The sequence below is a fragment of the Streptomyces sp. ISL-100 genome (assembly GCF_018614615.1).
Lineage (GTDB): Bacteria > Actinomycetota > Actinomycetes > Streptomycetales > Streptomycetaceae > Streptomyces.
The window spans coordinates 1-21,979 of record NZ_JAGGOK010000051.1 but is presented as its reverse complement, the minus strand read 5'-3'; the positions used below and the strand labels follow the sequence as shown (position 1 = coordinate 21,979).

The following is a 21,979-nucleotide window of genomic DNA, read 5'->3' as shown; positions in this document are numbered from 1 at the left end:
TTCGCCATGTTGTACAGCAGCCCAACTCCGCAGTGCCGACCTCAGGTTGGAAAGGGCTCAGTTGCCGAGCCCGACTGGAACGAGACGGTCGACGTTCCGGAGATCACGGGACGAGAGCATCTGCTGATCAAGGCACCGAACTACCGCAAGAAGTGAGGGGGCGCACACGAGCACGCGGAACAGCATTCCGCTGTCTGCGTTCAAGAGGTCTCCGCTGAGGAAGGCATGGCGCACGGTTGAATCACATGACGTCGTCCCTGCGGGGCCACGGTTCACTCGAAGCAGCCGGGCGTCCTCCCGGTGCATGGAAATCAGGTCGGAGCGGCGGCATCAATGACTCCCGGCCCTGACGCAGGCCGACGACGGCATCGCCCACTCGAAGGCGCTCGCTCGTGACTGATCTAAGTCGGTGGTGGCAGGCACACGATGGCCACCGTCCAACGTGGCCAGCGCCTCGCCGCCAACGGGCAGCCTTCGGCTGAGACGCGTCGTGGTCAGGTGCGGATGTCGCGCTGCTGTACTTCCTTGAGGACCGCCGCCACGGTCGCAAAGTCGTTGTCCACGTGGAGCACCGTGTGGCTGTGATGAACCGCCGTCGCGCACACCAGGAGGTCGATGGCTCCCGCAGCCCGGTGCTGACCGCGTTGTGTGAGCTTGTATTGGGCGGTGTCAACCCAGCGCCACGCGTTCTTCGGGACCGCCGAGAGCTGGCACAGAGCATCCAGCTCCCCGGCCAACTCGTCGCGATGAGACGGGCTCGTCGCCGAGTACAGAAACTCGGTGCGCGTGGGCTCGCAGATACGCAACACCCCGGCGGCGATGTGCCCCTCCCAGGGGCGCAGCGCCCCAGGGGTACGGAACAGGTGCCACAACGCAGAGGTGTCAACGAGATACGTGATCACTCAAAGGCCGCCCGCCACGCGCGCTTGGCAGCGTCGTACGCAGCTGCCGCCTCCTCGAACTCGCCGCGCTCGCCTCGCTCGGCCAACTTCTCCGCAGCCTCAAGCCTCCGGATGCGAGCCACATAATCCCGCAGAGCCGCGTTGACGGTCTCCTTCTTCGTCGTCACGCCCATCAGACGCATCGCCTCGGCCAGCGCCTCGTCATCAAGGTCGATCTGGGTAACGGACATGCTCACCACCCCACCCGAGAGTCCACACGATGTACATACCTAAGGTACATCACCAACATTCTCCGCGGGAGCTCGCAAGGCGGAGCGGCACGACAGCCGGATCGACGAGCTCACCCGAGGCTCCAAGCCCCGAATCTCGCCACACGCGACGATAACCACCCTGACCACTTTTTACGGCACATGCGATCTATCGACCATCAGCCACATTTCGGGCGCACCGTGCCCCTGTGTGTCCCCTGGATCTTGGTCTGAACGGATGAACGGGGGCCGCCGCACTGGAGCGGCGGCGCCCGTTCTCACGTTTCCGCAGGTAGAAACGATTCTGCGCGGCCACTGCGTGGTGGGGCGGGTGGGACTCGAACCCACGGCCGACGGATTATGAGTCCGCTGCTCTAACCGGCTGAGCTACCGCCCCTTACGGCGCGTCGCGCACATTTGTGCGCGCCGTCTGCCGCAGCATAGCTGCTCATACGATCTCCTGCCTCGGGTGGGCTGCTACGCATGCCCTTGAGGACTTCGCTGACGCCTGCGCGGTTGCAGGAGATATGAAAAAGGACCCCTGAGGGGCCCTCTTTCTTGCCGCTCCCCCGACTGGACTCGAACCAGTAACCCTCCGGTTAACAGCCGAATGCTCTGCCAATTGAGCTACAGGGGATCGCGCTCCCCCGACTGGACTCGAACCAGTAACCTGCCGGTTAACAGCCGGCTGCTCTGCCAATTGAGCTACAGGGGATTGCTGCGTTGCACCGAACGTACCCACCGGATGGCGTCCCGGGGGGCGTGTGCTCGCTGCGACACATACATTAGCGCAAGCAGGGGGGTGCTCCGCCAATCGGTATCCCCCGGGGTGATCACGGGCGCCCACGGGTAGGCGGCCAGCAGAGCCCCACGGTCCGAAAACTCCCCCGGCACCAGGGGACCACCGACGTAGGAGAAGGGTGACAGCCATGCGCTACAAGCTCACATTCATCGCCGGACTGGCCCTCGGGTACGTGCTCGGGACCCGAGCCGGGCGCGAGCGCTACGAGCAGTTGAAGAAGTCCGCACGCCAGGTCGCCCAGAATCCCGCCGTGCGCAACGCCGCCGAGTCCGCCGCCCACAACGGCCGCGACTTCGCGGGCAAGGCGCTCCATACGGTCAGCGACAAGGTCGGGGACCGGATGCCCGGCTCCGTCACCGAGCGCGTGCGGTCGCTGCGTGAGCGCGGGCAGAGCGGCGAGGACGACTGGGGTACGACCAACACCTGACCCCGTCCTCGGGCGCGGCGCGCCCCTGGCCCCGCATGCGGCAGAATCTTGGGCATGGGGATAGTCGCCGGCTTGGACAGTTCGTCTGGTTCTACGCGCATCGTCGTGTGCGACGCGGATACGGGTGCCGTGCTGCGGCAGGGCTATGCCCCGCACCCCGTGGAGGCGAAATCCACCGAGGCCGATCCACAGGTGTGGCTTCTGTCCCTGGGCGAGGCCGCGGCCGGCGGGCTGCTCGAGGGCGTGCGGGCGATCGGCGTATCGGCGCAGCAGCACGGCATGATCCCGCTCGACGCGCACGGCTCGGTGGTACGCCCGGCGCTGCTCGGCAATGACAAGCGTGCCCAGGTCGCGGCCGCCGATCTGGTGGACGCGCTCGGCGGGCGCCAGGCCTGGGCCGAGGCCGTCGGGTCCGTACCGACGGCTCCGCAGCCGGTCGCGAAGCTGCGCTGGCTGGCGCGCGACGAGCCGGAGTCCGCACAGCGCACCGCCGCCGTGCTGCAGCCGCACGACTGGCTGGTTTGGCAGCTGCTCGGCCGCCCGGCCCGCAGGACCACCGACCGGGGCGCGGCCTCGGGGACCGGTTACTGGTCGGCTGTTACCGGGTCCTACCGGCCGGATCTCGTCGAGCTGGCGCTGGGGCACCAGGCCGCGCTGCCGGAGGTGCTCGGTCCTTCCGACGCCGCCGGGACCACGCCCGAGGGGTTGCTCATATCCGCCGGGACCGGCGAGACGATGGCCGCGGCCTTCGGGCTGGGGGTCGGGGTCGGGGACGCTGTGGTGTCGCTCGGCGCCTCGGGGTCCGTGATGGCCGTCCACCACGAGGGGCTGGCCGATTCGAGCGGGCTCATCACGTCGTTCGCCGACGCGACCGGGATGCACCTGCCGGTCGTGCACACGCTCAATGCCGTACGGGCGCTGCGCGGCACGGCCGATCTGCTGGGGACGGATCTTGAGGGGCTTTCCGACCTGGCGCTGAAGTCGTCGCCCGGGTCGTACGGGCTGGTCATGCTGCCCTACCTGGAGGGTGAGCGTACGCCGCAACTTCCGCACACCGCCGGGACCTTGAGCGGGCTGCGGCGCGAGTCGATGAAGCCCGAGCATCTGGCGCGGGCGGCCTTCGAGGGCATGCTGTGCTCGCTGGCCGATGCCATGGACGTACTGCGGGCCCGGGGCGTGGAGGTGCGGCGCGTGTTCCTCCTGGGGGCCGCCGCCGAGCTGCCGGCCGTGCAGGCGGCGGCGCCCGCGATCTTCGGTACGCAGGTGGTCGTGCCGCAGCCCGCCGAGTACGCGGCGCTGGGCGCGGCCCGGCAGGCCGCGTGGGCGCTCGGCGTCGCGCAGGGCACGCTGGCACCGCACACCCCGCCGGCCTGGCGGGGCGCGGCGGCGCAGGTGCTGGAGCCGGGTGACGAGCTGGCGGTGGGGCAGGCGGTGCGCCAGCAGTACGGCGCCACGCGGGACCAGATCCACCCGGGGGCGTTCGGCGGCGCCTGAGCGGGGGCGGCCGGCTGCCTTCAAGGCTTGACCCGGCTTGACCCCGCGATGGGTTAATTCTTTGGCATTACCGGCGCCCGGTGTCGGAGGATGGGACGAACCCCGATCTTGCCGACACCGAGAGACTCCGCGTGCTCATACGACTCCTACGGGCCCGTCTCGGCCCGTACAAGAAACCCATCGCCCTGCTGGTGCTGCTGCAACTGCTGCAGACCTCCGCCAGCCTCTATCTGCCCACCCTCAACGCGGACATCATTGACAACGGTGTCGTCACCGGGGACACCGGCTACATCCTGGAGTTCGGCGGCATCATGATCGCCGTCAGCGTCGTCCAGGTGGTCTGCAACATCGGCGCCGTCTATTACGGCGCGCGGACCGCCTCGGCGCTGGGGAGGGATGTGCGGGCCGCCGTCTTCGAGCGGGTGCAGAGCTTCTCGGCGCGGGAGGTCGGGCAGTTCGGGGCTCCTTCGCTGATCACGCGTACGACCAATGACGTCCAGCAGGTGCAGATGCTCGTGCTGATGGGGTTCACGCTGATGGTGTCGGCGCCGATCATGTGCGTGGGCGGCATCGTCATGGCGCTCGGGCAGGACGTGCCGCTGTCGGGCGTGCTGCTGGCGGTCGTTCCGGTGCTCGGGATTTCGGTGAGCCTGATCGTGCGGCGGATGCGGCCGCTGTTCCGCACGATGCAGGAGCGGCTCGACACGGTCAATCAGGTACTGCGCGAGCAGATCACCGGCAATCGCGTGATCAGGGCGTTCGTACGGGACGAGTACGAGAAGGGCCGCTTCCGGGAGGCGAACACCGCGCTGACGGATGTGTCGCTGTCGTCGGGGCGGCTGATGGCGCTGATGTTCCCCATCGTCATGACGGTCGTGAACATCTCCAGCGTCGCGGTGGTCTGGTTCGGCGCGCACCGGATCGACAGTGGTGGGATGGAGATCGGTGCGCTGACGGCGTTCCTCGCGTATCTGATGCAGATCGTGATGGCCGTGATGATGGCCACCTTCATGTTCATGATGGTGCCGCGCGCCGAGGTGTGCGCCGAGCGCATCGAGGAAGTGCTGGACACGGCGTCGAGCGTCGTACCGCCGGCCCATCCGGTACGGGAGCTGCCGCGGCACGGGCAACTGGAGTTGCGGGGCGCGGAGTTCCGCTATCCGGGCGCCGAGGAGCCGGTGCTCAGGGATGTCGATCTGGTGGCACGTCCGGGTGAGACTACGGCGATCATCGGGTCGACGGGCAGCGGGAAGTCGACGCTGCTCGGGCTCGTACCGCGGCTGTTCGACGCGACGGGCGGGGAGGTGCTGGTCGACGGGGTCGACGTACGGACGCTCGATCCGGTGCTGATGGCGAAGACCGTCTCGCTGGTGCCGCAGAAGCCGTATCTGTTCTCCGGAACGGTCGCTACGAACCTGCGGTACGGGAAGCCGGACGCGACCGACGAGGAGCTGTGGCACGCGCTGGAGGTCGCGCAGGCGCGGGAGTTCGTGGAGCGGCTGGAGGGCGGGATCGACGCGCCGATCTCGCAGGGCGGTACGAACGTGTCGGGCGGCCAGCGGCAGCGGCTCGCGATCGCGCGGACGCTGGTGCAGCGGCCGGAGATTTATCTCTTTGATGATTCGTTCTCCGCACTGGACTATTCGACCGACGCGGCGCTGCGGGCCGCGCTGGGGCGGGAGACGGCCGAGGCGACGGTGGTGATCGTCGCCCAGCGGGTGTCGACGATCCGCGACGCGGACCGGATCGTGGTCCTGGACGAGGGCCGGGTGGTCGGCACTGGCCGCCATCACGAGCTGATGGAAAGCAATGCGACGTACCGGGAGATCGTGCTCTCCCAGCTGACGGAGGCTGAGGCGGCATGAGCGGGCCCGGTGGACGCATGATGGCCGGCGCGGGCGGGCCGACCGAGCGGTCGATGGACTTCAAGGGCTCGGGGAAGCGGCTGCTGCGGCAGTTCGCTCCGGAGCGGGTCACATTGTGGTGGATGCTCGCGGCGGGTGTGCTGAGCGTCGCTTTCTCGGTGATCGGGCCGAAGATCCTTGGGCGGGCGACCGACCTGGTCTTCGCGGGGGTCGTCGGCCGGCAGATGGAGGACGGCGGGAGCAAGGCGCAGGTCGTCGAGGGGCTGCGGGAGAAGGGTGACGACGGGCTCGCGGACATGCTCTCCGGGGTGGAGTTCACGCCTGGACAGGGCATCGGCTTCGGGGCGGTCGGCGACGTACTGCTGATGGCTCTCGCGGTGTACGTGGGCGCGGGGCTGCTGATGCTGGTGTCGTCGCGGCTGTCGATCCGGGTCATCAACCGGACCGTGTTCCGGATGCGCGAGGACGTACAGGCCAAGCTGTCGCGGCTGCCGCTGAAGTACTTCGACCAGCAGAAGCGCGGCGAGGTGCTGAGCCGGGCGACAAACGACATCGACAACATCGGTCAGACGATGGCGCAGACGATGGGCCAGCTGATCAACTCTCTGCTGACCATCGTGGGTGTGCTGGCGATGATGTTCTGGATGTCGCCGCTGCTCGCGCTGGTGGCGCTCGTGACCGTACCGCTGTCGGTGGTGGTGGCGGCGAAGGTCGGCAAGCGGTCGCAGCCGCAGTTCGTGCAGCAGTGGAAGACCACGGGCAAGTTGAACGCGCACATCGAGGAGATGTACACCGGTCATGCGCTGGTGAAGGTCTTCGGGCGGCAGGAGCAGTCGGCGGAGGCTTTCCGCGAGCAGAACGACGCGCTGTACGAGGCGGGATTCAAGGCGCAGTTCAACAGCGGGATCATGCAGCCGCTGATGTTCTTCATCAGCAATCTGAACTATGTGCTGGTGGCTGTGGTGGGCGGGCTGCGGGTCGCGTCGGGCACGCTGTCGATCGGCGATGTGCAGGCGTTCATCCAGTACTCGCGGCAGTTCTCGATGCCGCTGACGCAGGTGGCGTCGATGGCGAACCTGGTGCAGTCGGGCGTCGCGTCGGCCGAGCGCGTCTTCGAGCTGCTGGACGCGCAGGAGCAGGAGCCGGACGCGGTGGGCGGCGCGGAGCTTTCGCCCTCGGATCCGGAGGGCAGGGTCGCGCTGGACAAGGTGTCTTTCCGGTACGAGCCGGACAAGCCGCTCATCGAGAACCTGTCGGTCGTGGTCGAGCCGGGCCAGACGGTCGCGATCGTCGGGCCGACGGGTGCGGGCAAGACGACGCTGGTGAATCTGCTGATGCGGTTCTACGAGGTGACGGGCGGCCGGATCACTCTGGACGGTGTCGACATCGCGAAGATGAGGCGGGAGGAGCTGCGTTCGGGCATCGGGATGGTCCTTCAGGACGCCTGGCTCTTCGGCGGCACGATCGCCGACAACATCGCGTACGGGGCGTCGGCGACGCGGGACGTCACGCGCGCGGAGATCGAGGAGGCGGCGCGGGCCGCCCACGCGGACCGTTTCGTACGGACGCTGCCGGACGGGTACGACACCGTGATCGACGACGAGGGGGCGGGGGTCAGCGCGGGCGAGAAGCAGCTGATCACGATCGCGCGGGCGTTCCTGTCCGATCCGGTGATCCTGGTCCTCGACGAGGCGACGAGCTCGGTCGACACCCGGACCGAGGTGCTGATCCAGAAGGCGATGGCGCGGCTGGCCCACGGGCGTACGAGCTTCGTGATCGCGCACCGGCTGTCCACGATCCGAGACGCAGACGTGATCTTGGTGATGGAGAATGGGTCCATTGTTGAACAGGGGACGCATGACGAGCTGTTGGCGGCGGAGGGTGCGTACGCGCGTCTTTACGCGGCGCAGTTCGCGCAGGCGGTAGCGGAAGTGGACTGACTGACCATGACGGAGAACACGGCGAACACGACCGGGAACGCGGCGGACATCACCGCGGAGAACACGGCGGAGGACGCGGAGAGCGCCGACTCGGGGACGGAGGCCGCCGGCGGTCCCATATCGGGCATCGCTCTCGGGCTGTCGCTCGGGATGACGTTCGGCGTCGCTTTCGGGATGCTGCTGCTCGACAACCTGGCGACCGGGATCGCCTGCGGCATGTGCGTCGGCGTGGGGATCGGGGCCACGGTCGACGCGCGCAGGAAGGCCAAGGAGAGGGACGGGGCCTGACGGGAGCTCAGTAGTGGCTGTGAACGGCGCCCGGCCTGGTGGCCGGGCGCCGTTTGTCAGTCCAGATAGCCGCGCAGCTGGTCGGCGAAGGCGTGGTCGCGGAGCTTGTTGAGGGTCTTCGACTCGATCTGGCGGATGCGTTCGCGCGTCACGCCGAAGATGCGGCCTATCTCCTCCAGCGTGCGCGGCCTGCCGTCGGCCAGGCCGTACCGGAGCTGGACAACCTTGCGTTCGCGCTCGCCGAGCGTGGAAAGCACGGCCTCCAGGTGCTCGCGCAGGAGGAGGAAAGCGGCCGATTCGACGGGTGACGCGGCGTCGCCGTCCTCGATCAGGTCGCCGAGCGCCACGTCGTCCTCCTCGCCCACGGGCGCGTGCAGCGACACCGGTTCCTGGGCGAGGCGCAGGACTTCGCTGACACGCTCCGGGGTGAGTTCGAGGTGGGTGGCCACCTCTTGGGGGGTCGGTTCGTAACCGCGCTCCTGGAGCATCCTGCGCTGGACACGTACGACGCGGTTGATCAGCTCGACGACGTGGACCGGGACGCGGATGGTGCGGGCCTGGTCGGCCAGCGCGCGGGACATGGCCTGACGGATCCACCAGGTCGCGTACGTCGAGAACTTGTAGCCGCGGGCGTAGTCGAATTTCTCCACGGCGCGGATGAGGCCGAGGTTGCCCTCCTGGACCAGGTCGAGCATGGTCAGGCCGCGGCCGACGTATCGCTTGGCGACGGACACGACGAGGCGCAGATTCGCCTCTATCAGGCGGCGTTTGGCCATTCGGCCCATGACCACGAGCTTGTCGAGGTCGACGGCGAGCTGGGAGTCGAGGTCCGGGTAGCCGCTGAGCCTCTCCTCGGCGAAGAGACCGGCTTCGACTCGGCGGGCCAGGTCCACCTCTTCGGCGGCGGTGAGGAGGGGTATGCGGCCGATTTCTCGGAGGTACTGGCGGAAGAGGTCGGAGGAGGGGCCTCCGGTGTCGGCGCGGAGGTTGCGGCGACGCGTCGCCTCGGCTGATTCGGACGCGTCCGCCGGGTCCTCGACGAGGACTTCGGGCTCGGTTTCGGGCTCGGTTTCGGGGTGGAGTTCGCCCCGGCTCTGCGAAGGAACCGTGGCGATGACGTCGGTCAACGTCTGGGTCTGCGGCTGGGTCTGGGTCTGGGTCTGCACGGGGGCGACCTCCAGGGTGATCGCTGCCGGTTCGGGGGCGTGCGGCAGCGGAACGGGAGCGGCTACCGGGCCGCCGTCCGTCCCGTACACGATGTGTGGATCCGCGGGTGTGTGAGGCCCACTCGGCGTGGGCCGGCCGCGCTCCGAGGACTCAGGCACCGCCACCCAGTGTGGGGTACGACACATCGCTGCCACGAGGGGCGTGCGGTGACTTTTTGAGTCCGGGCCGTTACCGGCGTGGGCCCTGCGGGGCTTTCCCCGGCCCGCCCCTGCCCGCTGTGACACTTTGCGGCTCCGCCGCGTGAGGGGCGCTGCCCCGGACCCCGCTCCTCAAACGCCAGAGGGGCTGGGGGGTTCGGTCAGAGCGCGGCCGCGCCGTGGCTGCGCAGGGACTGGGCGTACTGCTGGAGGACCCACAGCTCGTTCTGTACGGCGGCGAGTTGCTCCGGGTCGGCGTGCGGGCCGCCGAGGCGGGCCAGCGTGCCCTGGACGTCAAGGATCCGGCGGTCGACCGCGCGCAGACGGACCCGGATCAGCTGCTCGCCCGCGTAGATCTCATCGACCGTCTTGCGCATGATCGGCTCGACGGCGAGCTCCGTGACCAGCGCCCGCACCGTGTCGTTGGGAGCAGTCTCCCGGACCTGCGCCAGGTAGTCGGAGGCGTTCTGCGCACCCTGCTCCGCGCCGCCCGCCTCCTCGATGACCTGGCGTACGGCGGCGTACGGCGGGGCGGTGAACTCGTCGGCCCCGTACGCGTCGAACGCCGGAGAGACCAGCTCCGGGCGCTGGAGCGCGAGCTTCAGCAGCTCGCGCTCGGTGCGGTGCGCGGGGCTGCGCAGATTCAGCGCGGGGCCGCTCGGGACGGCCGGTGCCGCGTCGTACGACGGAGTCGCCCGGCGGTCCTGCGGCGCGGCGGGGCCGCGTCCGCCCCGGTCGCGCGCCCAGCGGGCGAGCTGCGCGACGCGCTTGACCACGAACTGCGTGTCGAGGATGCCGAGGATGCCCGCGAGCTGGACCGCGGACTCGTGCTGGATCGCGATGTTCTTGATGTTGGCGACGATCGGCGCGGCCTCGTCGAGCGCGGCGGCCCGCCCCGCCGGGGTTTCGAGGTTGTGCCTCGACACGACATGGCGGATCGCGAACTCGAAGAGCGGCGTGCGCGTCTCGACCAGCGACGCCACCGCCGCGTCGCCCTTGGCGAGCCGCAGGTCGCAGGGGTCCATGCCGCCCGGCGTGATCGCGATCGACGTCTCGGCGGCGAACTTCTGGTCGTCCTCGAACGCACGCAGCGCCGCCTTCTGGCCCGCCGCGTCGCCGTCGAAGGTGAACACGACCTCGGCCGAGGCGTTGTCCATGAGCAGCCGGCGCAGGATCTTGATGTGGTCGCCGCCGAACGACGTGCCGCAGGTGGCGATCGCGGTCGTGACGCCGGCCAGGTGGCAGGCCATGACGTCGGTGTACCCCTCGACGACCACCGCCCTGCTGGTCTTGGCGATCTCCTTCTTGGCCAGGTCGATGCCGTACAGCACCTGGGACTTTTTGTAGATCGCTGTTTCGGGGGTGTTGAGGTACTTCGGGCCGTTGTCGTCGTCGCGCAGCTTGCGCGCGCCGAAGCCGACGACCTCGCCCGTGATGTCGCGGATCGGCCACATCAGGCGACCGCGGAAGCGGTCGATGGGGCCGCGGCGGCCCTCCTGGGAGAGGCCGGAGAGAGTGAGCTCCTTGTCGGAGAAGCCCTTGCCGCGCAGGTAGCGGGTGAGGTGGTCCCAGCCGGCCGGGCTGTAGCCGACGCCGAAGTGCTGCGCGGCGCTCTGCTCGAAGCCGCGCTCGGCCAGGAACTTGCGGCCGATCTCCGCTTCGGCGGAGTCGAGCTGCTCGACGTAGAACTGCGCGGCGGCCTTGTGCGCCTCGACCAGGCGGACGCGCTCACCGCGCTGGTGCGTGGGGTTGTAGCCGCCTTCTTCGTAGCGAAGGGTGATGCCCGCCAGGGCGGCCAGGCGCTCGACCGTCTCCGAGAAGGAGAGATGGTCGATCTTCATCACGAAGGCGATCGTGTCGCCGCCTTCCTGGCAGCCGAAGCAGTGGAAAAGACCCTTGCTCGGGCTGACCTGGAAGGACGGGGACTTCTCGTCGTGGAAGGGGCACAGGCCCTTCAGATTGCCGCCGCCGGCGCTGCGGAGCTGGAGGTACTCGGAAACAACGGCGTCGATCGGGACCGCGTCCCGGACCGCCTTCACGTCGTCATCGTTGATCCTGCCTGCCACGCGTGAAGTGTACGGCGGTGCTCGGACACTCCCTGGCCGAGCCGTCGCCCGAGCGGTCGCCGAGCCGTCAGCCGACCAGGGAGGCCAGGTCCACGGACGGGTCGGAGAGGGCGTCGGTGTCCACCCGGGTCCGGGAGCGGATCAGTGCCTGGATGGGCTCGGTGACATCCCACACATTCACGTTCATGCCGGCGAGCACCCGCTGGTCCTTCATCCAGAAGGCAACGAACTCGCGCTTTCCCGCGACGTCACCGCGGATGACGACCTGGTCGTACGTGCCCGGGGGCGCCCACCCGGAGTACTCCAGTCCGAGGTCGTACTGGTCGGAGAAGAAGTACGGGATGCGGTCGTACGACGCGTCCTGGCCCAGCATCGCCCGGGCGGCGGCCGGGCCGCTGTTCAGCGCGTTGGCCCAGTGCTCGACGCGCAGCCGGGTGCCGAGGAGTGGGTGCTGGGCGGCGGCGACGTCGCCGGCGGCGTAGATGTCCGGGTCGCAGGTGCGCAGCGTGGCATCCACCGCGATGCCGCCGCCGTGCGCGCGGTCGACGATGGCGAGGCCTGCGGCCTCGGCGAGGGCGGTGCGCGGGGCGGCTCCGATCGCCGCGAGGACGTCGTGGGCGAGGTGCTCCACGCCGTCGTCGGTGCGGGCCGCGAGCACCATGCCGTCCTGGCCGGTGATCTCGGTGAGGCGGGCGCCGAAGTGGAAGCGGACGCCGTGCTCGCTGTGGACGTCGGTGAAGAGCTGGCCGAGTTCGGGGCCGATGACCTGGTGGAGGGGGGTCGGCTCGGGTTCGACGACGGTGACCTCGGCGCCATAACCGCGTGCGGCAGCCGCGACTTCCAGGCCGATCCAGCCGGCCCCGGCGATGACGATGTGCCCGTTGTCACGCCCGAGGGAGGCCAGTACGCCGCGTAGCCGCTCGGAGTGGGCGAGGCGGCGCAGGTGGTGGACGCCGGCGAGGCCGGTGCCGGGGATGTCGAGGCGGCGCGGCTCGGCGCCGGTGGCGAGCAGGAGCTTGTCGTAGCGGACGGCGGTGCCGTCGCCGAGCCCTACCGTCCTGGTCTCGCGGTCGAGATACACGACCGCCTGGCCGAGGTGCAGCTCGATGTCGGCCTGGGCGTACCAGCCGGGTTCGTGGACGAAGACGCTGTCGCGTTCCTCCTTGCCGGCCAGGAACCCCTTGGAGAGCGGAGGGCGTTCGTAGGGATGGTCGCGTTCGTCCCCGATGAGGATCACCCGGCCGGTGAACCCCTCGCTGCGGAGAGTTTCGGCGGCCTTCGCCCCCGCCAGTCCCCCACCGACGATGACGAATGTCAGATCTGCGTCGACCACTTGGTGCCTCCTCTGTGCCTGCCCACACGCTACGCCGCCGTATTCGAGCGTCCCGCACAGAGCGTCATGGGGGAAGAGGGATATTCAACGAGTGGCTGCTTTGCCCGCATTACTGCATTCGTGCATGTAGGTGTGTGCGTGGTCTGCTCGGTTGCGGCGACTGGGGCGGTTGGATGTTCGGAGTGGGAACGGGTGACCTTTCCCGGTGTGGTTCGTTGACCAGTCCGACATGAGGGGCTCTGGGCCGTGAGCGGGGGTGGTGGCGGTGCATCGGTCGGTTTCGGGTCTGCGAGTGGCGGCCGCGCCGTTCGTCGTTCCGGGGCCGTCGGGTGTCGCGGTCCGTGACCGGTTGAAGCACCTTGCCGCCGAGGATGCGGAGGTGCTTCGGCTGGTGGGCGCGCACATGGGTGCGCTGGCCTCCGGGGACCTAAAGGTGCGGTGCGCGGACGGTCTCGAGCATTCGGGGGAGTCGTGGGCGAGGCGCAAGCGGGCACTGACGCCGGTGTCGTCGTCGCGGTGGGCGGGTGCGGTGACGAAGGCGTCGCATGATCAGTGGGCGCTGGCCCGGCGCTGCCAGGCCGCTCACATCCGGGGTCTTGAGGCGGGAATCAGGACGCTCCGGCACCGCCTGTCGCTGCCGGTGGGTGCTCGCGGTTCGAAGAAGGCGCCGGGGGGTTACCGGTCGCGGCGGGAGTGGCATGCGAAGTCGCGGCGACTGGCCGCTCTGGAGGCCCGGCACACGGCGGCTGTCGCCGACTGGCGGACGGGCCGCGTGCGGGTGGTGCGGGGCGGCAAGCGTCTGCTGAACACCCGCCACCACCTCGCCGACGCTCAGCTCACCGAGGCGCAGTGGCGGCAGTGCTGGGAGGCGGAGCGGTGGTTCCTGTCGGCTGATGGTGAGTCGGGGAAGCGGTATGGCAACGAGACCATCCGCGTCAGCCCCGGCGGCCAGGTGTCGATCAAGCTTCCGGTGGCGCTGGCCGGGCTGGCGAACGCCCCGCACGGCCGGTACGTCCTCGCCGCACGGGTGCGGTTCGCGCACCGGGGCACCGAGTGGGTCGATCGTGTCGAGGCGAACCGGGCGGTCGCGTACCGCATCCACTTCGACACCCGGCGCGGGCGCTGGTACCTGACCGCCTCCTGGTCTTGGCCGGTCACCCAGAGCGTCCCCATCGAAGCAGCGTTGGCGCATGGTGTGATCGGCGTCGATACGAACGCCGACCACCTCGCCGCCTGGCGCCTCGACACGCACGGCAACCCGCTCGGCACCCCCCGCCGCTTCTTCTTCGACCTGTCCGGCACCGCCGACCACCGTGACGCGCAGGTCCGCCACGCCCTGTCCCGGCTCCTGCACTGGGCGAAATCCTGCCAGGTGGCCGCGATCGCGGTGGAGGACCTGGACTTCCAGGCGGAGAAGACCCGCGAGAAGCACGGACGCAAGCGCCGCTTCCGGCAGCTGATCTCCGGCATGCCCACCGGCAAACTCCGAGCCCGCCTCACCTCCATGGCCGACCAAACGGGCATCGCCATCGTCGCCGTCGACCCCGCCTACACCTCCCGGTGGGGCGCGCAGCACTGGCAGAAGCCCCTCACCAGCACCACCCGCAAGACGACCCGCCACGACGCTGCCGCCGTGGCGATCGGAAGGCGCGCCCAAGGGCACCCGATCCGGCGACGGACGACACCGCCCCCTGCACACCAGAGCGATGTGCAGGGGCATCGGACCGTCCAGGCCCCATCGCAGACCCTTGGGCGTGAGGGAACCCGCCCCCGCATTCCCGGACCACGGACACGATCCGTGCCGCCCGGACGCGGAGTGAACGCGGGGGACCAGAACGCCCAAAACCGTTCGGGGCGTTCGGCCGAGCATGGGGCCTGGCAACAGGACTCACTACCGCTCAGTCTCTAGGAACGGTGTGCTGTGGGCGTGTCGCGGAGGTGGCTCGCACGTGACGGGCGAGGGCGCTGGAAGGCCGGGCGAGAGTACGGGAGAGGCGGGCGGGGGCATGGGAGAGGTGGCCGCGGACGTCTCCCCCGTTGACAGCCCGCAGCCACCACGCGACAAGGGTCACGCCGATATGGACGCCGTGCGGGGCTTTCGTGCACAACGCAAAGGGACCGCACGATTCCGGTGACCCGTGAGTACGCTCGTAGCAAGGCAGTTGGGGGGCGCATGTTACGCATCCACTTCACCACCGAGGATTTGAACCGGCTGCGGGTGGCCGCACAGCCGGACCCTCTGTGGGAGATCGTGAACAGCCTTCACCTGCTGCAGAACCGGCAGGGCGCGCTGGTCTTCGACCCCTGGCGGCGTGAGGTACGGGCGGCGATCGCCCGCGCGGGACTCACCGGGACAGTGGCTTCGCTGCACCGGCTGTGCCCGTGTGCGGCGTACCTCCCCGACTTCCTGACGCCGGGCCGCGGCATCCCGGATCTGGAGACCGGCGTGGACCAGGTGCTGTCCACGCCCGTGGCCAGGATGAGCGCGGAACTCGGGCGGCTCTTCGCGGACGGCCCTGTGCCACCGGTCGCCCGGCGGCTGGCCGAGGGGGACGTGGAGACGCTGGAGCGGCTGGGCGACGCGTTGCGCCGCTACTACGCGGTGGCGGTGGAACCGTACCTGGATGTGATCAGGGCGGCCGTCGACGCCGACCGTCCCGTGCGGGCGGAGGCGGCTCTGTCCCATGGGCCCGAAGGGCTGCTGGGCAGCTACCAGGATTTCGCCTGGCGTGACGACGGGGTGCTGGAGACCGGCTATCCGGTGGACAGCGAACTGAAGCTGGGCGGGCGGTCTTTGACGATGATCCCGTCGTTCTTCTGTATCCGGTATCCCGTCTCACTGGCCGACCAGGAGCTGCCCCCGGTGCTGGTCCATCCGGTGACGCCGGATCCCGGGTGGCTCGCCCTCTCCCGGCCGGACGGGACGGGCGGCCCGGGTACGAGGGGGGCCGGACTGCCGGTGGCGCAGCTCATCGGCCACACCCGGGCGTCCGTCCTGGAGGTGCTGGAGCGGCCGATGACCACGACGCAGCTCGGCGGCGTACTGCGGCTGACGCTGTCGACGGCGAGCCGGCACGCGACGGTGCTGCGGGAGGCGGGGCTGGTCGCCTCGGAGCGGCGCGGCAGCCACGTCGTGCACCGGCGGACGCCTCTCGGCGACGCGATCATGAACGGCGCGGCGTACGGGCCGTGAGCCGGGCGTGCAGGGAGCGGGCGGCGGCGTCCGTGAAGCACGCGATCTGGTCGACGATCACGCGCTTGCGGGCCCTGTCGTCGGGCGCGTCGGCGAAGAGGGCACGGAACTGGGGGTCGAGGCCTTCGGGGGCGCGGGCCGTGAGGGCCTCGGCGAGCTCGGCGATGACGATGCGCTGGTCGGCGCGGAGCCGTTCCTGTTCGTCGCGCTGCATGACGTAACGGTCGGCGACAGCCTTGAGGACGGCGCACTCGTGGCGCACCTCGCGCGGGACAACCAGCTCGGCGGCGTACCTCGTCAGCCTTCCCGTTCCGTACGCCTGGCGGGTCGCGCCCTCGGCGGACAGGCAGAAGCGGCCGATGAGCTGGCTGGTCGCGTCCTTGAGCCGGGCCTGGGCGACGGCCGACCCGTCGTAGCCGTGCGGCCACCACTCCTCGTCGAGGAGGCGGTCGAGGGCGGCCGCCAGCTCCTCGGGACTGGTGGTCTCCGGTACGTATCTGCCGATCGCGACCGCGAAGATCTCCTGGCGCTCGGGCTCGGCGAACAGGAAGTTGGGGTCGAGGTGGCCGGCGTGCAGGCCGTCCTCGAAGTCGTGCACCGAGTACGCCACGTCGTCGGACCAGTCCATGACCTGGGCCTCGAAGCACTGGCGGTGGGCGGGCGCGCCTTGGCGGACCCAGTCGAAGACCGGCAGGTCGTCTTCGTAGACGCCGAACTTCACCGAGCTGGGGTCGGTGGGGTGGGCGCCGCGTGGCCAGGGGTACTTCGTGGCGGCGTCGAGGGCGGCGCGGGTGAGGTTGAGGCCGACGCTGACCATCTCGCCGCTCTCCGGCGAGCGTACGAACCGCTTGGGCTCCAGGCGGGTCAGGAGCCGGAGCGACTGGGCGTTGCCCTCGAAGCCGCCGCAGTCCTTGGCGAAGTCGTTGAGTGCCTGCTCGCCGTTGTGCCCGAAGGGCGGGTGGCCCATGTCGTGGGAGAGGCAGGCGGCCTCGACGAGGTCCGGGTCGCAGCCGAGGGCGGCGCCCAGCTCGCGGCCGACCTGGGCGCATTCGAGGGAGTGCGTGAGGCGGGTACGGGGGCTGGCGTCCCAGACCTGGCTGCTGGAGCCGGGGGTGACGACCTGGGTTTTCCCCGCGAGGCGGCGCAGCGAGGCGGAGTGCAGAACGCGCGCGCGGTCACGCTGGAAGGCGGTCCTGCCGGGCCGTTTGTCAGGCTCGGTGGCCCAGCGCTCGGTGGCGGCGCCGTCGTAGAGGGCGGCGTCGAGCTGGGCGGGGTGGGACTGGGCGTCGTGGAGCTGGGCGTCGTGGGACTGGGCTTCGTGCGCTGTGCCTTCCATGCACCGACAGTAAACGCAGGCAGTGACAGTCGGGGCTCAGGCGGAGGCAAGTTGGCGCCGGGGCGCCGGGGAACGGGTGGCGACAGCCTGGTCGTAACGGAGCAGCAGGAGCCGCGCCAGGGCCGGGTGCGTGCCGAGCGGCGCGGCCGCGATCCAGGGCGCGGCGGCGGCGCTCTGCGCGGCGAAGCGGCCCGGCGCGGTGAAGTACGAGGCGACGGCGGCCCGGTGGCGGCCGCGTGCGGCGAGGGCGCGCAGGGCTTCGGGGACGGTGGGCGAGGCGGCGGACGCGTAGGCGGGGATGACGGGGACTCCGCCGAGGCGTTCGCTGAGCAGGGCGGCGGTGCGGCGGGTGTCGGCGGCGGATTCCGGGTCGCGGGAGCCCGCGGCGGCGAGGACGACGCCGCTTCCCCGGTGCGCGGCGTCGGAGGTCCGCCAGCCGGCTTCGGTGAGGCGGGCGTACAGCGCCTCGACGAGGAGGGGGTGCGGGCCGAGCGAAGCGGCTATTCGGGTGCGCAGGTGGGGGGCGGTGGCGGCGGCCTGCGGCAGGTCGTACTTGACGTGATAACCACGGCCGAGCAGCAGGGGTACGAGCACGGCCTCGCCCGGGTCCAGGTCCGCGAGCGTGCCGGTGAGCAGCGGCTCGTTCAGCTCGATGTGCCCGAGCCGTACGTCGAGCCCCGGGCGCAGCTCACGAACGCGTTCCAGCAGCGCGGTGACCGTGCGCAGGGCGTTGGGGTCGCGGCTGCCGTGGGCGACGGCGACGAGGGCGGGCGGGTTCGGCGGCCGGGGCGGAGGCGTGAGCGGGGTCATCGGACGGCGGGTTCCGTTCAGGGAGACGTGTTTCAGCTGCGTGCCGAGCTGGGTGGTGATGCGGGTGAGCAGTTGCGCCGTGCTGTCGAGAGGAAGTGACTCGCGGTGTGCTGCCGACTCCGTCATGGACTGATACTGCCGGGCGCAGGTTGCCGCCTCGTTGCGCGGGCGTGACGGGTGTTTTCGACGGCCTCACCGGGCGGGCGGGGCCTGTGCGCAGGCGGCAAACAGGAACATGAAATGCCGACGCAAGTGGAATTATTTTTCCATTGACCGGAATTGCACCTTGCCTTCGAGTGGGGCGCGCGGGATACAAGCACCATGACCGAGTCTTCGCAGCCCAGCCGCCGAAACGTCCTTGCCGGTCTGGGGAGCGTCCCGCTGATGCTGGGCGCCCCGCTCTCCGGCCTCGCGGCACAGCCGGCTGAGAGACCGGGGCAGACGCGCACCACCTTGCTCCGCGGAGCGGAACTGGTCCTCACCATGGACCCGGGCGTCGGGAAAGGCACGCTGGGCACGCTCGACCGCGCCGATGTGCTGATGCGGGACGGGAAAATCGCCGCCGTGGGGCGGCGGCTGCCCGAGCCGTCCGGGGCAAGGGTGGTGGACGTGAGCGGCCGGCTGGTGCTGCCGGGGTTCGTGGACATTCACAACCACCTGTGGCAGTCCAGTATCCGAGGCGGATGCGCGAGTCAGGACCTGTACGGCTGGCTCGCCTCCTGTAACAGCACGACCCTCAGCAAGATCGACGCCCAGGACATGTACCGCTTCGTCCGCCTCGCCGCCCTGGACGCGCTCCAGGCGGGCGTCACGACCGTCGTGGACTGGGTGCACCCCATCCCGTACGAGACCAGCGAGCGCTACATCGGCGCGCTGGACGAATCCGGGCTGCGCTTCGTGTACGCGATGATGCAGAGCACCTCGGACGCGGACGTCGTCGCCCGGGTGAAGAAGGAACTGCTCGACCCGCTCCCGCTGGCATCGGCCCAGGTCTCCGTCCACGCGGGCATGGCAGGCGTGGACGGGCTGCGCCAGTTCAACGCGCTTGCCCGTGACCTCGGGGTGATGCTCAACTCCCATGTCCTGGAGCATCACAGCGACCGCCGGGACGACCCCATCCGCGCGCTCCGGCTGGCGGGTGCCTTCGGGCCGGATCTGCTGATGAACCACGCGATCCATCTCACCGATGACGAGATCACGCTGATCGCGGAGCATGACGTCCGCGTGGCCCACTGCCCGCTGAGCAACATGCGGCTGGCCTCGGGCATCATGCGGCTGCCCGCGCTGCACGCACGCGGCGTGAAGGCGGGGCTGGGCCATGACGGGGGAACCAACGACACGTCCGACATGTTCAGCCTGATGAAGGCTGCCCTGGGACTCCAGCGGGCACTGCACCAGGACCCCGAGGTGCACCCGACGATTCCGGCCGTACTGCGCATGGCGACGCTGGGCGGCGCCGAGTGCGTCGGCATGGCGGACCACATCGGCTCGCTCACGCCGGGCAAGCGCGCGGATGTGGTCGTCCTCGACCCGGGCACACTCAATTTCGCACCACGCTTCGACTGGATCAACCAGATCGTGCTCAACGGACAGCCGCCCAACGTCAGTTACGTCTTCGTGGACGGCCGGATGCGCAAGGCGCACGGCGAGCTGCTGGGCGTCGACACGGACACCGTCATCAGGGAGGCCGAGCTGGCGGCCGCCCATGTCCGTGGTCAGTAGGGCCCCCTCCCGGGACACGGTGGCCCTACACCCCGAAAAGCTCCCGGCACGGTTGGTCCAACCCCGCCACCTCCACCGGCACCGTCCGGTGTGCCGCCCAGTCCTCCCTGGTCAGCCGCAGCCGCAGCACCGTCCTGGCCTCCCCCCGTACCGACTCCACCAGCAGGCCGTCCGGCCGGTAGCCGAGCTTCTCGGACACCCGTAGCGAGCGCGGGTTGTCCGTCATCGCCGCGGACGTGACATGCCGCGCCCCCAGGCCCTCGAAGGCCAGCTGCAGCACGGCCGCCCGCATCTCCGTGCCGATGCCGCGCCCCTGGTGTGCCAGCCCCAGCCAGGAGCCGGTCTCGCCCTCCCTCGTCACCGGGAAGTCCTCCGTCATCAGGTCCTGCCTGCCGACGGTCTTCCCCTCGCACCGTACGGCGAGGCTGAGCGTCCACTTCTCCGGCCGCCACTGCGCGATCGTGCCCAGTACGTGCTGGAACGTCGCCCGCGCCCGGTCCTGCGGCGACCCGTCCGTCCACGGCACCGAGAACGGCATGGACGCCTCGTCGTGTACGCCGTCGGCCGCGACGCCGGCCAGTTCGTCGAGCACCGCGCCCTCCGGCAGCGTCAGCTCAAGGCGCGGAGTCGTGATCCGCAGCCCGTACAGGGGCCAGAATTGTGTCGCCATAGCGAAATGATTCCAGTCGGGGGCGGGCAAGGTCATGCGATTTTCATGGGGCACGGTGCGGGGCACGGTGCGCGGCAAGGCACAGCGTTGGGCAGGCGGACGCCTAAAACGCCCGCGCCTCATACCCCGCACCCGCCGTGCCCAACGGCGTACCGTCCAGGCCCTCATGCTCGCCACCGTCTTCGCGCTGGCCCCCGCGACCTGGCTGCACGCCGTCGCCGACAGCCGGGTCAGGACGACGGCCGACGCCCCGGCCCGCGACGTGGTCGTCGTCTTCGGGGCGGGCCTCTGGCGGGGCGGCCCGTCGCCCTACCTCGCGAACCGCCTCGACACCGCCGCCGAGCTCTACCGGGCGGGCAAGGCGAAGGTCGTGCTCGTGACCGGGGACAACAGCCGGACGGAGTACGACGAACCGGACGCCATGCGCGCCTACTTGGTCGCGCACGGCGTGCCCGACAAGCGCATCGTCAGCGACTTCGCGGGCTTCGACACCTGGGACTCGTGCGTACGCGCCAAAAAGATCTTCGGCGTGGACCGGGCCGTGCTGGTGAGTCAGGGATTCCACATCCGCCGGGCGATCGGGCTGTGCCGGGCCGCCGGCATCGACGCGTACGGAGTCGGCGTCGACGCGCGGCGCGACGCGACCTGGTACTACGGCGGCGTACGGGAGATCCTCGCGGCCGGCAAGGCGGCGCTCGACGCCGCGACCGAACCCGATCCGCGGTTCCTGGGACGACAGGAGCCTGGTGTGGCCGAAGCCCTGGCAGAGGCGTCGGAGCGCTGACAGACTGACGACTCCCGGTATGCCGAATAGGCATACCCCTCCATCATGAAGGGGTTGGTCGTCGTGTCTGCCGCTGTCGTTGATCTGAGCAACAAGGTCGTCGTCATCACCGGCGGGGCCCGCGGCCTCGGCGCCGCCACCGCGCAGGCCGTCGTCGACGGTGGCGGGAAGGCCGTCATCACCGACATGCTGGAGGAGGAAGGGGCCGCGACCGCCGAGAAGCTCGGTGACGCGGCGCGTTTCATACGGCATGACGTGACCAGCGAGGGCGACTGGCAGGCGGCGCTGCACTTCGCGGTCGCCGAGTTCGGGAAGATCGACGGCCTGGTCAACAACGCCGGGATATCCGCCGGACAGTTCCTGGAGCACGAGAGTGTCGAGCACTTCCGCCAGGTCGTCGAGGTCAACCTGGTCGGGGTCTTCATCGGCATGAAGACGGCGATTCCGCTGATGCGGGCGGGCGGTGACGGCGGCGGTGGCGGCGGGTCCATCGTCAACATCTCGTCCGCGGCCGGACTCACCGGCCTCGCGATGACCGCCGGTTACGGCGCTTCCAAGTGGGGCGTGCGTGGCCTGTCGAAGATCGGTGCGGTCGAACTGGCGGAGGCGAAGATCCGGGTCAATTCGGTGCATCCCGGAATGACGTACACCCCGATGACCGCCCCCGTCGGCATCCAGACCGGCGAGGGCAATTACCTCGGCGCCCCCATGGGCCGGGTCGGCGTACCGGAGGAG

19 protein-coding genes and 3 tRNA genes are annotated in these 21,979 nt (G+C 69.9%); 11 read left to right on the top strand and 11 right to left on the bottom strand.

Annotation, left to right across the window (positions count from 1 at the left end; all coding sequences use genetic code 11):
- Window positions 1-6: 6 nt before the first annotated feature.
- A complete protein-coding gene (locus tag J7E89_RS22935) occupies window positions 7-156 on the top strand; it encodes a hypothetical protein (protein WP_214976265.1) in 150 nt (49 codons plus the stop codon).
- Between the two features lie 338 nt (window positions 157-494).
- Here J7E89_RS22935 and J7E89_RS22930 read toward each other — a convergent pair whose 3' ends face one another.
- From J7E89_RS22930 to J7E89_RS22910, 5 genes are all read right to left on the bottom strand, one after another.
- A complete protein-coding gene (locus J7E89_RS22930) occupies window positions 495-902 on the bottom strand; it encodes a PIN domain nuclease (RefSeq protein WP_214976264.1) in 408 nt (135 codons plus the stop codon).
- Complete coding sequence (locus tag J7E89_RS22925; protein WP_214976263.1) at window positions 899-1,132, bottom strand: type II toxin-antitoxin system VapB family antitoxin; 234 nt, start codon at window positions 1,130-1,132, stop codon at window positions 899-901. The genes J7E89_RS22930 and J7E89_RS22925 overlap by 4 nt, the downstream gene beginning before the upstream one ends.
- 338 nt (window positions 1,133-1,470) lie before the next feature.
- Window positions 1,471-1,547: transfer RNA gene (locus J7E89_RS22920), tRNA-Ile, on the bottom strand.
- A 167-nt stretch (window positions 1,548-1,714) separates the two neighbouring features.
- Window positions 1,715-1,787: transfer RNA gene (locus tag J7E89_RS22915), tRNA-Asn, on the bottom strand.
- 5 nt (window positions 1,788-1,792) lie between these two features.
- Window positions 1,793-1,865, bottom strand: a tRNA-Asn gene (locus J7E89_RS22910).
- Window positions 1,866-2,079: 214 nt separating this feature from the next.
- Between J7E89_RS22910 and J7E89_RS22905 the strand changes: the two genes are divergently transcribed.
- From J7E89_RS22905 to J7E89_RS22885, 5 genes are all read left to right on the top strand, one after another.
- Complete coding sequence (locus tag J7E89_RS22905) at window positions 2,080-2,379, top strand: YtxH domain-containing protein (protein WP_214976262.1); 300 nt, start codon at window positions 2,080-2,082, stop codon at window positions 2,377-2,379.
- Window positions 2,380-2,433: 54 nt separating this feature from the next.
- The gene (locus J7E89_RS22900) at window positions 2,434-3,873 is read left to right on the top strand and encodes an FGGY family carbohydrate kinase (RefSeq protein WP_214976261.1); all 1,440 of its coding nucleotides are present in this window, start codon (window positions 2,434-2,436) and stop codon (window positions 3,871-3,873) included.
- A 131-nt stretch (window positions 3,874-4,004) separates the two neighbouring features.
- Window positions 4,005-5,738 (top strand): ABC transporter ATP-binding protein, encoded by a 1,734-nt coding sequence (locus J7E89_RS22895; RefSeq protein WP_214976260.1) that lies wholly within the window; start codon window positions 4,005-4,007, stop codon window positions 5,736-5,738.
- On the top strand, window positions 5,735-7,678 hold the full coding sequence (locus tag J7E89_RS22890) for an ABC transporter ATP-binding protein (protein WP_214976259.1): 1,944 nt from the start codon (window positions 5,735-5,737) through the stop codon (window positions 7,676-7,678). Before J7E89_RS22895 ends, J7E89_RS22890 begins: the two co-directional genes overlap by 4 nt.
- Window positions 7,679-7,684: 6 nt before the next feature.
- Window positions 7,685-7,966: a hypothetical protein gene (locus tag J7E89_RS22885; RefSeq protein WP_214976333.1), complete on the top strand. Its 282-nt coding sequence runs from the start codon at window positions 7,685-7,687 to the stop codon at window positions 7,964-7,966.
- Window positions 7,967-8,022: 56 nt separating this feature from the next.
- Here J7E89_RS22885 and J7E89_RS22880 read toward each other — a convergent pair whose 3' ends face one another.
- From J7E89_RS22880 to J7E89_RS22870, 3 genes are all read right to left on the bottom strand, one after another.
- Window positions 8,023-9,291 (bottom strand): RNA polymerase sigma factor, encoded by a 1,269-nt coding sequence (locus tag J7E89_RS22880; protein WP_214976258.1) that lies wholly within the window; start codon window positions 9,289-9,291, stop codon window positions 8,023-8,025.
- 200 nt (window positions 9,292-9,491) lie between these two features.
- The gene (gene dnaG / locus J7E89_RS22875) at window positions 9,492-11,396 is read right to left on the bottom strand and encodes a DNA primase (RefSeq protein WP_214976257.1); all 1,905 of its coding nucleotides are present in this window, start codon (window positions 11,394-11,396) and stop codon (window positions 9,492-9,494) included.
- A gap of 67 nt (window positions 11,397-11,463) precedes the next feature.
- Window positions 11,464-12,729: an FAD-dependent oxidoreductase gene (locus tag J7E89_RS22870; protein WP_214976256.1), complete on the bottom strand. Its 1,266-nt coding sequence runs from the start codon at window positions 12,727-12,729 to the stop codon at window positions 11,464-11,466.
- Between the two features lie 265 nt (window positions 12,730-12,994).
- On the opposite strand from J7E89_RS22870, the gene J7E89_RS22865 reads away from it, so the two are divergent.
- Both J7E89_RS22865 and J7E89_RS22860 read left to right on the top strand, forming a co-directional pair.
- Complete coding sequence (locus tag J7E89_RS22865) at window positions 12,995-14,638, top strand: transposase (RefSeq protein WP_214976255.1); 1,644 nt, start codon at window positions 12,995-12,997, stop codon at window positions 14,636-14,638.
- A gap of 264 nt (window positions 14,639-14,902) precedes the next feature.
- Window positions 14,903-15,922 (top strand): helix-turn-helix transcriptional regulator, encoded by a 1,020-nt coding sequence (locus J7E89_RS22860; protein WP_214976254.1) that lies wholly within the window; start codon window positions 14,903-14,905, stop codon window positions 15,920-15,922.
- Here J7E89_RS22860 and J7E89_RS22855 read toward each other — a convergent pair.
- Window positions 15,894-17,258, bottom strand: coding sequence for a deoxyguanosinetriphosphate triphosphohydrolase (locus tag J7E89_RS22855; protein ID WP_214976253.1), 1,365 nt, complete (start codon window positions 17,256-17,258; stop codon window positions 15,894-15,896). The genes J7E89_RS22860 and J7E89_RS22855 overlap by 29 nt on opposite strands.
- A gap of 36 nt (window positions 17,259-17,294) precedes the next feature.
- On the bottom strand, window positions 17,295-18,194 hold the full coding sequence (locus J7E89_RS22850) for a sirohydrochlorin chelatase (RefSeq protein WP_214976252.1): 900 nt from the start codon (window positions 18,192-18,194) through the stop codon (window positions 17,295-17,297).
- Between the two features lie 195 nt (window positions 18,195-18,389).
- On the opposite strand from J7E89_RS22850, the gene J7E89_RS22845 reads away from it, so the two are divergent.
- Entirely contained in the window at window positions 18,390-19,790 is a 1,401-nt protein-coding gene (locus tag J7E89_RS22845) for an amidohydrolase family protein (RefSeq protein WP_214976251.1), read from the top strand.
- 25 nt (window positions 19,791-19,815) lie between these two features.
- Here the strand turns inward: J7E89_RS22845 and J7E89_RS22840 are convergent, their stop codons facing one another.
- A complete protein-coding gene (locus J7E89_RS22840; RefSeq protein WP_214976250.1) occupies window positions 19,816-20,460 on the bottom strand; it encodes a GNAT family N-acetyltransferase in 645 nt (214 codons plus the stop codon).
- A 34-nt stretch (window positions 20,461-20,494) separates the two neighbouring features.
- Here J7E89_RS22840 and J7E89_RS22835 point away from each other — a divergent pair, with 34 nt between their 5' ends.
- Both J7E89_RS22835 and J7E89_RS22830 read left to right on the top strand, forming a co-directional pair.
- The gene (locus J7E89_RS22835; protein WP_214976249.1) at window positions 20,495-21,244 is read left to right on the top strand and encodes an ElyC/SanA/YdcF family protein; all 750 of its coding nucleotides are present in this window, start codon (window positions 20,495-20,497) and stop codon (window positions 21,242-21,244) included.
- Between the two features lie 45 nt (window positions 21,245-21,289).
- Window positions 21,290-21,979: SDR family NAD(P)-dependent oxidoreductase (locus tag J7E89_RS22830; RefSeq protein ID WP_214976248.1), on the top strand; the 690-nt coding region annotated here is incomplete at its 3' end.

Coding starts and splice junctions, on each gene's coding strand:
- J7E89_RS22855 (WP_214976253.1), bottom strand. CDS start 17,258: ATGGAAGGCACAGCGCACGAAGCCCAGTCCCACGACGCCCAGCTCCAC.
- J7E89_RS22935 (WP_214976265.1), top strand. CDS start 7: ATGTTGTACAGCAGCCCAACTCCGCAGTGCCGACCTCAGGTTGGAAAG.
- J7E89_RS22900 (WP_214976261.1), top strand. CDS start 2,434: ATGGGGATAGTCGCCGGCTTGGACAGTTCGTCTGGTTCTACGCGCATC.
- J7E89_RS22845 (WP_214976251.1), top strand. CDS start 18,390: ATGACCGAGTCTTCGCAGCCCAGCCGCCGAAACGTCCTTGCCGGTCTG.
- J7E89_RS22850 (WP_214976252.1), bottom strand. CDS start 18,194: ATGACGGAGTCGGCAGCACACCGCGAGTCACTTCCTCTCGACAGCACG.
- J7E89_RS22840 (WP_214976250.1), bottom strand. CDS start 20,460: ATGGCGACACAATTCTGGCCCCTGTACGGGCTGCGGATCACGACTCCG.
- J7E89_RS22860 (WP_214976254.1), top strand. CDS start 14,903: ATGTTACGCATCCACTTCACCACCGAGGATTTGAACCGGCTGCGGGTG.
- J7E89_RS22890 (WP_214976259.1), top strand. CDS start 5,735: ATGAGCGGGCCCGGTGGACGCATGATGGCCGGCGCGGGCGGGCCGACC.
- J7E89_RS22885 (WP_214976333.1), top strand. CDS start 7,685: ATGACGGAGAACACGGCGAACACGACCGGGAACGCGGCGGACATCACC.
- J7E89_RS22925 (WP_214976263.1), bottom strand. CDS start 1,132: ATGTCCGTTACCCAGATCGACCTTGATGACGAGGCGCTGGCCGAGGCG.
- J7E89_RS22905 (WP_214976262.1), top strand. CDS start 2,080: ATGCGCTACAAGCTCACATTCATCGCCGGACTGGCCCTCGGGTACGTG.
- J7E89_RS22835 (WP_214976249.1), top strand. CDS start 20,495: ATGCGATTTTCATGGGGCACGGTGCGGGGCACGGTGCGCGGCAAGGCA.